Origin of the sequence: Roseiarcus fermentans, from assembly GCF_003315135.1 — a bacterium.
Classification (GTDB): domain Bacteria; phylum Pseudomonadota; class Alphaproteobacteria; order Rhizobiales; family Beijerinckiaceae; genus Roseiarcus; species Roseiarcus fermentans.
The window spans coordinates 1-11,938 of sequence record NZ_QNRK01000067.1 but is presented as its reverse complement, the minus strand read 5'-3'; the positions used below and the strand labels follow the sequence as shown (position 1 = coordinate 11,938).

The 11,938-nt window shown below is 68.1% G+C and carries 10 protein-coding genes; all 10 read left to right on the top strand.

Going from position 1 to position 11,938, the window contains the following annotated elements; translation table 11 throughout:
- Nucleotides 1-1,390: 1,390 nt before the first annotated feature.
- The 10 genes from DFR50_RS30890 (at nucleotide 1,391) to DFR50_RS30840 (ending at nucleotide 11,229) form a co-directional block, all read left to right on the top strand.
- A complete protein-coding gene (locus DFR50_RS30890) occupies nucleotides 1,391-2,146 on the top strand; it encodes a CDP-diacylglycerol diphosphatase (protein WP_170153460.1) in 756 nt (251 codons plus the stop codon).
- A gap of 122 nt (nucleotides 2,147-2,268) precedes the next feature.
- Entirely contained in the window at nucleotides 2,269-2,805 is a 537-nt protein-coding gene (locus tag DFR50_RS30885) for a L,D-transpeptidase (protein WP_170153459.1), read from the top strand.
- A gap of 108 nt (nucleotides 2,806-2,913) precedes the next feature.
- The gene (locus DFR50_RS30880; RefSeq protein ID WP_245428253.1) at nucleotides 2,914-3,783 is read left to right on the top strand and encodes a protein-L-isoaspartate O-methyltransferase family protein; all 870 of its coding nucleotides are present in this window, start codon (nucleotides 2,914-2,916) and stop codon (nucleotides 3,781-3,783) included.
- An 86-nt stretch (nucleotides 3,784-3,869) separates the two neighbouring features.
- Nucleotides 3,870-6,533: a spermidine synthase family protein gene (locus DFR50_RS30875; RefSeq protein WP_245428251.1), complete on the top strand. Its 2,664-nt coding sequence runs from the start codon at nucleotides 3,870-3,872 to the stop codon at nucleotides 6,531-6,533.
- A 594-nt stretch (nucleotides 6,534-7,127) separates the two neighbouring features.
- Entirely contained in the window at nucleotides 7,128-7,574 is a 447-nt protein-coding gene (locus DFR50_RS30865) for a rhodanese-like domain-containing protein (protein WP_113894143.1), read from the top strand.
- Between the two features lie 66 nt (nucleotides 7,575-7,640).
- The gene (gene dnaA / locus DFR50_RS30860; protein ID WP_113894141.1) at nucleotides 7,641-9,152 is read left to right on the top strand and encodes a chromosomal replication initiator protein DnaA; all 1,512 of its coding nucleotides are present in this window, start codon (nucleotides 7,641-7,643) and stop codon (nucleotides 9,150-9,152) included.
- 21 nt (nucleotides 9,153-9,173) lie between these two features.
- Nucleotides 9,174-9,518, top strand: a complete 345-nt coding sequence (locus DFR50_RS30855) for a DUF952 domain-containing protein (RefSeq protein ID WP_113894139.1) — start codon at nucleotides 9,174-9,176, stop codon at nucleotides 9,516-9,518.
- Nucleotides 9,515-10,576 carry a quinone-dependent dihydroorotate dehydrogenase gene (locus tag DFR50_RS30850; RefSeq protein ID WP_113894137.1) on the top strand — a complete coding sequence of 354 codons (1,062 nt, stop codon included), beginning with the start codon at nucleotides 9,515-9,517 and terminating at the stop codon, nucleotides 10,574-10,576. The genes DFR50_RS30855 and DFR50_RS30850 overlap by 4 nt, the downstream gene beginning before the upstream one ends.
- Before the next feature lie 63 nt (nucleotides 10,577-10,639).
- On the top strand, nucleotides 10,640-11,017 hold the full coding sequence (locus DFR50_RS30845) for a TMEM175 family protein (protein ID WP_245428249.1): 378 nt from the start codon (nucleotides 10,640-10,642) through the stop codon (nucleotides 11,015-11,017).
- Nucleotides 11,014-11,229, top strand: coding sequence for a hypothetical protein (locus DFR50_RS30840; protein ID WP_113894135.1), 216 nt, complete (start codon nucleotides 11,014-11,016; stop codon nucleotides 11,227-11,229). Before DFR50_RS30845 ends, DFR50_RS30840 begins: the two co-directional genes overlap by 4 nt.
- The last annotated feature ends 709 nt before the right edge of the window (nucleotides 11,230-11,938 follow it).

Here is an 11,938-nt window from a genome sequence, read left to right as displayed (position 1 = left end):
GCGCAGAAAAATCGCCAGCTGGGACGTCGAAAGGCTCGCCGAGATCCTCATCGGCAAGAACGGTTAAGGCACATTAACCCGGATTCGGAGCCCTGCGCTCGCCTTGCCTCGTCGAGAGGTCCGACACTGTCCGGGACGGCGCGCCGCACGAAGCCCCTCGACGGCGCCGTTCGTCTCGCAATGCGTTCGACGGCGGCTCAATCGCCTCGGACGCCGACGGAAGGCATGACGATCCGCGCCGAACCGGACGCAGCAAACGGATCGACCTCCGAGGCGGTATCGACTACGGCTCGGCCTCAAATTCGGACAATCGCGTTGCGCCCTGACCACCCCGATCAACACCGCCCCGCCAAACTCGGCGGAAGGCCGGCGCGCCGTTCTCACTCCGATGTATCGCGGCGCATTCTGCTGCGCGGCGTCGCCGGCTCCCTCGCCGTCCTCGCGATTGCGCCCGATGCCCGGAATGCGCGCGCTGCGCCGGAAAAAAGGACGTCGCAACGCGCCGCCGCCTATCAGCCGACCCACAAGGGCTTTCGGAGGTGTGAACTGTGTACGTTCTTCCTCCCGCCAGACGATTGCATAACCGTTGTCGGCCCCGTCGGAAGGCAGGGCTGGTGCAAGACTTACCTGGGGCCCTGACCCGTTTGTTCGGACGACAAAGCCCGCATTGGGCTGATTCTGCGGCTTCCTTGTCGTACCGCTTCCTCCTCCGAGGCGTTCACGGCCGCGAGTCGCACCGGCGGCTTTGCCGAAGGGTTCGGGGCTTTGGAGACTGGAACCGTTGCGTCTCGTGGCGCCGACGGGAGGATCGACGAGGCCTCCGCGGCGATCGCGTTCGGCGGTCGACCGACGATTTCGCCGGCGTCTGTACGCCCGTCCGATCCTGCTGGAGTTGATCGAGAAGACCGCGGGCGTCGTGTGAGGAAGATTTCGTATTTTCATTATCCGAATTGAAATGTCTTGCGAAAAGTCTGCCGCTGGGCGATAATCAGTCAATCGCCGTGACCCTGTCGGCGATCTGTTCACGAGCGGTTCGGGCGTTTGCCGCGGGGCGCTGAGCCCTCAAACGCAGGAGCGGAACCGGATGGCGTCGCAAAGGCTTGAAGAAATGTGTTTCGGGAGCCAGTTCGGCAAGTCGCTTCGTGTCGCCGAAGCCGGACGCGGCTCGACTTCGGGCCAGGGATCGCCGCCGCCGCGGCCGTACCGCGCCGCCGGTTCGGCAGCAGCGCTCTCCGCCGCCCGCAAAAGCGAGGGGCGGAACCAAATGACGCTGCAAGAGCATGAAAAGACTGGTTTCGGGAGCCGGTTTGGCGAGTCTCTTGCCGTCGCTGAGGGTGGGCGCGGCGCGACGGCGACCGGAACGCCGCCATCGAGGCCGTCCCGCGCCGCCTTGGCCTTCGTCCTCGCCTTCGTCGCCGGCTCCGGCGCGGCGCTGTCCGTCGCCCACGCCGACCCCGACGCCCTCTGGCGCATCGTGCACGGCGCCTGCGTTCCGCATGCCGAGGCGGGCGAAGGCCCGAAGCCCTGCGAGCGGGTCGGTCTCGCCCACGGCGAGGCGGCGGGGGTGGCGATCCTGAAGGACATCCACGGCGTCGCGCAGATGCTCGCCATCCCGACCCGCAAGATCGCCGGCGTCGAGGACCCCGAGATGCTCGCGCCCGACGCGCCGCCGGTCTTCGGCGACGCCTGGGCGGCGAAGCCGCTGCTCGAAGCGAAGCTCGGCGGCGCGGCGCTGCCGCGCGAGGCGGTCGGGCTGACCATCAATTCGGAATGGTCGCGCAGCCAGCAGCAGCTTCACGTCCATGTCGATTGCATGCGCGTCGACGTCGCGGAGGCGCTCAAGACCTACCGGTCGGCGCTGGACGACCACTGGCGGGCCATGACGGTCGCGCTCAACGGCCGCACCTATCTCGCGCGCCGCCTCGACTCGGCCGACCTCGTCGACGCCGAGCCGCTGAAGCTGCTCGCCGATGGAGTCGCGGGCGCGAAGGCCAACATGGGCGCCTGGACGCTCGCCGCCGTCGGCGCGGATTTCGGCGGCAAGCCCGGGTTCATCCTCCTCGCCGAGCCGTTCTCGCTCGAGGGGGGCGGCCACGCCGAGGCGCTTCAGGATCACGATTGCGCCATCGCCAAACTTGCGCCATGATTTGACCGGTCCGCTTCCGACCTTCGGGGCGAGATCTCACTTCTGGTTTGGGGACGGGATCCTTGCAGCAGGGGGGCTGCTGCGCCACGTCGCGCTGGCAAAGTGTGGAGGGGAAGGCGATCATGCGAGTCCTTTGGAGGGTCCTGCTGGCGCTCGGCCTCATGCTGGCCGTCGAGGGGCGCGCGCTGGCCTTCGTGACCATCGACGTCGACCTCTCGTCGCAGACGATGCGGGTGCATTCGACCGACGGCGAAAACTACGTCTGGCCGATCTCGTCGGGCCGGGAAGGCCACGCCACCCCGCGCGGAGTCTTCCAACCGCAGCGGCTGTACGCGATGGTCCATTCGGCCAAGTACAACAACGCGCCGATGCCGCACTCGATTTTCTTCCACGGCCAGTACGCCATCCACGGCACGAATGCGGTCGGCGCGCTCGGAAGCCCGGCGTCGCACGGCTGCATTCGCCTGTCTCCGGCTCACGCGGCGGCGTTGTTCGCCATGGTGCAGGCGCAGGGCGCGCAGATTTCGATCGGAGGATCGGCGCAGGGGAGCGAAGTCGCGCACGCTCGCCGTCATCACGCGGATTCCGCGCTGGCCTTCGCGCCGGTCCATCATCCCCGCACCCTCGGGCAATGGGCGAAGAACCCGGTCGCGCGCTGAAACGGGCGGCCCCGAAAAGCGCGGTCCAGCGCCGGGCTTTAAAGGGTCGCGTTTTGGCTGCGATTGCGTTATCAGGCCTCACGAGACGTGGAGTTGAGGAGGCCTTTGGTGCGGAGACGTGAATTTCTGGCCGGCGCGGCCGGCTTGTTCGGGGCGGCGTGCCTGACGCGCGCGGCGGTCGCAAACGTGCCGACGCCCTATTCGCTCGACCTGAACCCGCCGATGGACAGCAAGGAGAAGTTCATCGCCTGGGGAGTCGCTCAGCGCGGCGAAGATCCCAAGTTCCTCGCCGAGCGGTTCGACCGCTTCCAGGCGATGGTGCGCAACGAGGATCTGCTCAACGACCGCCACAAGCGCGCTTTTCTGCTGACGCCGCGCGAAAAATTCGTGCTGCAGCAGAATCTGGGCCGCGCCTACGACCACGCCTTTCTCGACATCGGCTTCGGCGTCACCATTTCCGGTCCGCATATCGTCGGGCGGATGACCTCCAACATCGATCCCAAGCAGGGCGAGAAGGTGCTCGAGGTCGGCACCGGCTCCGGCTACCAGTCCGCCTACCTTTCGCATCTGACCGACAAGGTCTATTCGATCGAAATCATCAAGCCGCTCGCCGAGCGCACCCGCGGCATCTACGACGGGCTGATCAAGGACGGCTACAACGAGTTCGGCGAGATCACCTCCAAGGCCGCCGACGGCTATTACGGCTGGGAAGAGTTCGGGCCGTTCGACAAGATCATCGTCACCTGCGGCATCGACCACGTCCCGCCGCCGCTGCTGCAGCAGCTGAAGCCGGGCGGCATCATGGTCATTCCCGTCGGCCCGCCGGGCGCGCAGCGGGTGCTCAAGGTCGTCAAGACCGAGGCGTCGGACGGTCAGATGACCGTCGCTCGCTCCGACATCTACGGCGGCCGGATCGTGCCCTTCGTGCCGTTCACCAAGCTCGAAGGCGACCAGATCGTCGGCACCCACAACAACTGACGGACCCCCTTCCCGTCTGTCCCGATGCGGCGTCCCGATCAAAGGGGCGCCGTTTTTCCTTCTGACGGCCGTCCGGCGAGGATTTCATGAACGACGCCAGCCCCATCGCCGCGGATGCGAGCCTTCTCGAGCGGCCCTCCGACGACGCGGTTCTGACGGGGCGCGAGCGCCTCTGGCTCTATTTCGCCGTCGGCCTCGGCGCGGGCGCGGTGATCGCGCTGCAGATCGACATCATGCGCGTCTTTTCGGTCGGCAGCTGGGCGCATTTCGGCTCGCTGGTGGTCAGTCTCGCGATGCTGGGCTTCGGACTGACCAGCGCGGTGATGACCGTCGCCAAGGACTGGTTCGTGCGCCACTGGCGCGGCGCCGCGAGCGTCGCGCTCGGTCTGTTCGGCCCGCTCGCGGTCGCCGCGAATCTCACCGTGCAGAAGCTCGGCTTCAACGCCATCTTCCTCGTTTCCGATCCGACGCAGAAGTGGAAGCTCCTGCAGATGTTCGTCGCCGAGTTGACGCCGTTCCTCGCCGGCGCGGTGTTCCTCGGCTGCGTTTTCCTCAAGAGCAACCGCACCTTCGGTCGGGTCTATTTCGCCGACCTCGCCGGCTCCGGAATCTGCGGGCTGATTTTCCTGGCGGCGATGTACGTCTTCGTCCCCGCGAACCTGATCGTCGTTCCGCTCCTGCTGTGGCTCGCGGCCTGCGTCGCCTGGTCGTTCGGCCCGGGCGGGCGGGCGGCGCTGGTTCCCTACGCGGTGGCCGGGGCGCTCGCCTTCGGCGGCCATTTTCTCCTCGCCCCGGCCTTCGGCCTCAAGACGCTCGCGGTCAACGACTACAAGGGCGTCTCCTACGCCCGCAAGTTTCCGGATGCGAAAAAGGTGTTCGAGAGCGCGTCTCCGTTCGGCTACCTCGAGGTCTATTCCAGCTCCTATCTCCATTTCGCGCCGGGCCTGTCCGACAACGCCGGCTTCAGCCTGCCGACGATGCCGGTCAATGCGTATCTCGGCATGTACATCGACAGTGACGGTCCGATCGGCGTCATGCGCGACCTGACCGACAAGGAGACGGCCTATTTCCGTTTCCTGCCGATGGTGTATCCCTACGTGATCAAGAAGGACCCCAAGACCTTCATCACCCAGTTCGGCGGCGGCATCTCGACCGAGGTGGCGCTCCATTCCGGGGCGAAGGACGTCACCGTCGCCGAGGGCAACCGCGCGGTGCTCGAGGCGTTCCGGCGCCCGGTGCTGCGCGACTTCACCGGAGACATTCTCTCCAAGGTTCGGGTGATCCCGTACGAGGGCCGCCACTTCCTGGCGAGCACGTCGGAAAAATTCGACGTCGTCGACCTGAGCCTCGCGGATTCGGTCGGCCTCTCCAATCCGGGCGGCTTCGCCATCGTCGAGAAATTCCCCTATACGAAGGAGGCGATGGAGACCTACATGCGCGCGCTCGCGCCGGGCGGCGTGCTGTCGGTGACGCTGTGGAACAAGGAAGAGCCGCCGAAGTCGGTGCTCAAGCTCTACGCCACCATGGCCGGGGCGGCGCGCGCGGTCGATCCTGACCACATCGCCAATTCGTTCTTCGTCGCATCCTCTTACCTGTCGACCGCGACGGTCCTCTACAAGAACGGCGGTTTCACGCCCGAGGAGATCGCCAAGCTGCGCGATCACACCCGCGCCATGTCGTTCGACGAGATCTACTATCCGGGCTTCGTCTATGACGGCTCCCAGACCGACGCGACGCTTCAGGGCTACATCGAGCAGATCTTCGCCGGCGCGGCGGGTGGCCCGCCGGCCTCGGGCGGGAACGGCGCGAGCGCGACCGACGCGGCGGCAGACGACGCCGCGCCGCCGTCTGGCAAGGCCGACGACGGCGTGTTGCCCGCCACGGTAATGGGCCGCCTCGCCTGGCATGCGCTGATCGCCGGCGACTGGCCGGATGTGGCGTCGCGTTACGTGTTCAACACCCACGAGCTGACCAACGACAGGCCATATTTTGCGGCCTACGTGAAGACCGGGGACCTGCCGCGGGTGACCGACCGCCTGGAACTCCTGCAGGACGAGTGGGGCTACCTGCTGATCTGGGCGACGCTCGGCGTCGCCTGCCTGACCGCCACCGTGCTGCTCGCCATTCCCGTGATCTGGGGCTGGCGCACGATCTTCTCCAAGTCCCGGGGGAAGGCGCTGACGGTCCTCTATTTCGCCTGCCTCGGCGCCGGCTACATCATGGTCGAGGTCGGGCTCATCGCTCACTTCGTGATGGCGCTCGGCAATCCGACCGTCTCCGCCTCCGTGCTGATCACCGGGATGCTGGTGTTCTCCGGACTCGGCGCGCTCGTCTCCGAGCGCATCCTGCCGTACATGCGGGTGGCGATGCCGGCGATCTTCCTGGCCATCGGCGGGCTGCTGCTCTCCTATGCGCTTTTCGTGAACCTCGCGCTCGACGGGATCGCCGCCCTTCCCTACGGCGAGCGGCTGGTGCTGTGTTTCGTGCTGATCGCTCCGCCGGCGTTCCTCATGGGATTCCCGATGCCGACCGCGATGACGACGCTCGGCCGGCTCGGCAAGGACGCGTTGTTCATCTGGGCCTGGGGCGTCAACGGCTGCTTCTCGGTGATCGGCGCCGCGGCCGCGCCGGTCATCGCGACCAACTTCGGCCTCGGCGCGGTGATCGAGATCGCGGCCTTTGCCTATCTTCTGGCCCTGCCCGCCTTTTTTGGCGTCATCGCTGTGGATAAGTCTGTGGCGAACGCGTGACGCGAAGCGGCCCGGCGCGGCCGGAAACGGTCACGCCGTCGTCGTCGGTCCGCAACAAGACGGTCACGCGACGCCTCGACGACGTCCGCGCGCCGCCGAGCGAACACAAAAGCTCTCGAACGCTCAACGGTTTGCTCAACAAGACGGGGCGGGGCGGCGGTCGTCGGCGTTCCGCGGTGCGGTTGGCGAGGATCGGCCGCGCCGGACGGTGCGGGCGAATGCTCACGTAGGGGAATGATCTTGGGCCTCGAATCAAACGGTTGCGATCTCACGTGACGGATATGTGGCAAAATTGCCGCCTCGGAAGGTCGGCGCGACTCCCGGCAGCCAGGGAACACGGTTGCCTCGAACCGTCGACCGTGCCATAGTCTCGCCCGATCCAAGCAAATCTGAAAGAAGAGCCCGTGATCTCTCGGTATTGTAAAGTAAGGCTTGAGTACAATGAGTAGCTAAGCAGGCGGTCCTGCGCGAGTTCGACGGGCATCGGCTCGTGAAATCGTATTCGTTTACAGGCTGAGAACTTTACAAACCGACAACTGCCCAGTTGAGTTTCGATCAAGGGGATCCGTAGTGCGGACTGCGGAGAGAACAGTGATGCCTTATGAAAACGCCGCCGGTTACGCTGGAGACCTGCCTGCGACCGAGGCCTTCCAGCTCCTCGTCTCGGACGGCGCCTCGGTCCTGATCGATGTTCGAACCCGGGCCGAGTGGGCCTTTGTCGGGACCCCCGACCTGAACGCGATCGGCAAGAGCGTCCTGTTTCTCGAGTGGCAGACCTTTCCCTCGATGCAGGCGGTCCCCGACTTCGCCGCGCGCCTCGCGGCCGAACTCGCGGCCGCCGGCGTTCAGCCCGGCGCGCCCTTGCTGTTCCTCTGCCGCTCCGGCGCCCGTTCGCGCAGCGCCGCGATCGCGATGACGCGGGCTGGCTGGGCCCCCTGCCTCAACGTCTCGGACGGATTCGAGGGGCCGCTGGATTCGCGAGGTCGGCGCAACCTCGTGGGCGGATGGAGGGCGGGGGATCTCCCCTGGGCGCAGACCTGACGACGCGCTTCGGGCGCTCGACCGTTCTGAAGCCGCATTTCGATCCCCTCCCGCCAGAGTTCCGCCATGGGTGTTCCCAGTAAGTCCGCCGTCGCCTGCGCCACCGAGTCCGGCCCCTTTTCGGAACCCGTCGACGGTCAGCGACTGGCGCAGTCGTGGCTCAGGTGCTGCGAACGGCTGCGGGCGGAGCTCGGCGACGACATCTTCAACAGCTGGTTCGGTCGGATCGAGCTGGAAGCCGTGGCGGGCGGACATGCGCGGCTCTCCGTGCCGACCCGCTTCCTCAAGAGCTGGATCGACACCCACTATCTCGGCCACATCACCGCCGCGCTCGCCGCCGAATTCGGCGCGCTCGCCCGGATTCTCGTGGTTGTCCGATCGTCCGCCCGCGGAGAGCCGCAGCTCGCGGCGGCCGCGGTCTGCCCGCTGCCGGGGGCCGCGAAGCCTCGCGCGGTTTCGCCCGCCGGGCCGGAACGCGCTCCCGCCGCCCGGCGCGCCTCGTCCCATCCGGCGCCGGGCGCGTTCGCGGACGCCTTGGTCGGATCGCCGCTCGATCGCCGGCTGACGTTCTCGACCTTCCAGGTCGGACGTTCCAACCAGCTGGCGTTCACCGCGGCGCAGCGCGTGGCCGAGAGCCTCGGCGGCCGGGCGTCGGCGTTCTGCCCACTGTTCATCCATTCGGCGGTCGGCCTCGGCAAGACCCACCTCCTGCAGGCGGTGGCGCACACCGCGGCCGCTCAGGGTCGTCCGGCGATCTATCTGACGGCCGAGAAGTTCATGTACGGTTTCGTCGCCGCGCTGCAGGCGCAGACCTCGATCGCCTTCAAGGAGCGCCTGCGCGCCATCGATCTGCTGATTTTCGACGATGCGCAGTTTCTGCAGGGCAAGACCATCCAGGCCGAGTTCGGGCACGCGCTGAACGCCCTGCTCGACGCCGGACGCGAAGTCATCGTCGCGGCCGACAGGCCGCCGAACGATCTCGAGGCGCTCGACGAGCGCGTGCGGTCGCGTCTCGGAGTCGGCCTTTGCGTCGAGATCGGCGCGCTCGACGAGCCGCTGCGCATGAAGATCCTCGAAGCGCGGGTCGCCGCCGCGCGCGCCGTGCAGCCGGGCTTCGACCTCAGCCCGGCGGTGCTCGCTTTCGTGGCGCGCTCGATCCGCTCCAACGGCCGCGATCTCGAGGGCGCGGTCAACCGCCTGCTCGCGCACGGAACGCTGACCGGCGCGCCGCTGACGGTCGAGGCCGCGGAAGTTGCGATCCGCGACCTCATCCGTGCGCACGAACCCAAGCGCGTCAAAATCGAAGACATACAGAAGCTGGTCGCCACGCATTACAGCGTCTCGCGCGCCGATATTCTGTCGTCCCGCCGCACGGCGGTCGTGGTCAAGCCGCGCCAGGTCGCGATGTTCCTCGCCAAGACGCTGACGATGCGATCGCTGCCGGAGATCGGCCGGCGCTTCGGCGGCCGCGACCACACGACTGTGCTCCATGCGGTGCGCAAGATCGAGGCGCTCACGCAGTCCGACGGGTCGCTGAAGGAGGAGGTCGATCTCCTGAAGCGCATGCTGCAGGACTGACGCCCAGGGGTCGTTGCCGACATGACTCTCGTCTTCAAGATCGTGGCGACGGACGACTGGCGGGCGGCGGAGCGCGCCGGCCGCTTCGACGGCGCGGCGATCGATCGCCTCGACGGTTACATCCATCTGTCGACGGCGGGACAGGCGCCCGAGACCGCGGCGAAATGGTTTTCGGCCCGCGACGATCTGACCCTCGTCGCCGTCGACGTCGAGGCCCTCGGGCCTCGGCTGCGCTGGGAGCCGTCGCGCGGCGGGGCGCTGTTTCCCCATCTCTACGGCGCGCTCGACTTGAGCGCGGTGGTCTGGGCGCGCGCCCTGCCGCTCGGACCGGATGGCCGCCACGCGTTCGGGGCCCTCGAGCGGTGAGGCTCGCCGGGCTCCTCGAACCGCTCGCGCAGCGCTTGCCGCCCGAGACCGCGCATCGCGCGGCCATTCTCGCGCTGAAGGTCGCGCCCCCGACGGCCGCGCCGCGCGCCGACCCGCGGCTCCGGATCTCGGTGCTCGGCCTCGCCTTTCCCAATCCGCTGGGTCTCGCCGCAGGCTTCGACAAGAACGCGGAAGTTCCCGGCGCGATGCTGAACTTCGGCTTCGGCTTCGTCGAGGTCGGCACGCTCACGCCGCGGCCCCAGGCCGGCAACGCCCGGCCGCGCCTCTTCCGCCTGCGCGAAGACGCCGCCGTCATCAATCGCTTCGGCTTCAACAACGAAGGGTTCGACCGCGCCCGGGCGCGCCTGGCCGCCGGGCGGCCCCCGGGACTCGTCGGCGTGAACGTCGGCGCCAACAAGGACGCCGCCGACCGGATCGGCGACTATGCGCTCGGCGTCAGGACCTTCGCCCCCCTGGCCGATTATCTCACGATCAACGTCTCCTCCCCCAACACGCCGAACCTGCGTGACCTGCAGCGCCGCGACGCGCTCGACGGCCTGATCGCGCGCGCTCTCGAGGCGCGCGACTACAGCGCGCCGCGCCGGCCGCTCATGGTCAAGATCGCGCCCGACCTCGACGACCGGGAGCTCGACGACATTCTCGCCATCGCGCTCGAGCGCCGCATCGACGGCCTGATCGTCTCCAACACCACGATCGCGCGCCCGGCGACGCTGCGCTCCCACCATCGCGCAGAAGCGGGCGGGCTCTCCGGCCGGCCCCTGTTCGCGCCGTCCACCCGCCTCCTCGCCCGCGCCCGCCTGGCGCTCGGCGGGCGGGTCGCGCTGATCGGTTGCGGCGGCGTCGAGGATGCCGCCACCGCGCTCGCCAAGATCGAGGCCGGCGCCGACCTCGTCCAGCTTTATACAGGGCTTGCGCTGAAGGGGGTTGGCGTCGTCGCAGACATTCTCGACGGGCTCGTGCGGGCGGTTTCCGAGCGGGGCGTACCGAGCCTGTCGGCGCTGACCGGCACACGTGCGCACGAGTGGGCGCAACGCTGACGGGCGTGGGTGGATCGACGGTCCGGGGGGCGGGGTGGTAAGTTCGGCGAGCGGAGGCTTGCCGTGTCGAGCGCCTATCCAAAGGCCCGCATCGAAGCGCTGGGAGACGGAGTGTTCGCCGTCGCGATGACCCTGCTCGCGCTCGACGTCCGCTTTCCCGACGGCTTTGCGCCGACGTCGTCCGCCGAACTCCTCGCCGGGGCCGCGGCCCTGTGGCCGAAGGTCTTTCCCTACGCCCTGAGTTTCTGGGTGCTCGGCGAGCGCTGGCTCGCGCTGATCCAGGTCCGGGCGAGCGACCGCGATGACGGGTTCGGCTACGGCCGCTGGTGGCTTCTCTACCTGTTCCTCGTCACCTGCGTGCCCTTCACCTCGAGCGTGGTCGGCCGCTACACGAGCCTCGCGCCGGCGATCTGGCTCTACGCCGCAACCTCGGCGCGATGAGCCTCGTCACCTTCGCGCTGATCCATCTCGGTCAGTCCGGGGACGACGCACCGGCGGTCGCGGCCCGACGGATCGCGACCGCCATCGCCCTCCTGTCGTCGTTCGCGGTCATCGGGCTGAGCTTCGTGTCGCCGGCGAACGCCCTTTACGCCTACCTCATGAACGTCCTGTCCCGACCGGCCGCGCACTGGCTCGGGCGGACGAAGGGCTGATCTCGCTTCAACGGCGGGCGGCGAGGCGGCGACGCCGCCGAGGGCGCCCCGTCGGCGGGACACCGGAGACATCGGGCGACCGGGCGCGCGACGGAAACCGGACCGCGTCGCGGGCGCGCCTGTCGTTCCGGGCGGGTTTCGAGGCTTCTCAAGGATTTGCAGCGGAATTTCCGGGCGCGCGCAAAGGTCGAGGGCAGGCAGGCCAGCGTCTGTCATCGCCGCGCGGCGGTTCAGCCGGGACCGACGGGGCCGGATCGCCCAAGCCTCGGCCCGGTCGCGCCGGACGCCCTGCCCGGGGATCGCGAACGTGGCGCACCGCCGGCGCGCCTGTCGTCCCGGGCGTGTTTCGAGGTTTCTCAAGGCTTTGTGGCGGAAATTCCGGGCGACCGTAACTCCCAAGCCGGCAGCGAACAGCGCCGTCATCGCGAGCGACCCCCGGGTCGAAGAGCCCGGGGGGAAGCGATCCAGGGCCGCTGGGCTGCTGTTGCGCCCTCTGATCGTCCCGCCGCCCTTCGTTGCGAGCAGAAGACGGAGCGATTTTTTCCGCAGGAGGCAAGCGGCGGCATGGGTTGCTTCGTCGCTTCGCTCCTCGCAATGACGGGGTTGGCAGTTACTGTCAAACGACATCCGAAAGGGGACCGGCGGCGACATCGAAAAGGATACCACCGGAAGGTTGGGATGATCCGCGTTTTGCGTCCCGCAGGGAGGC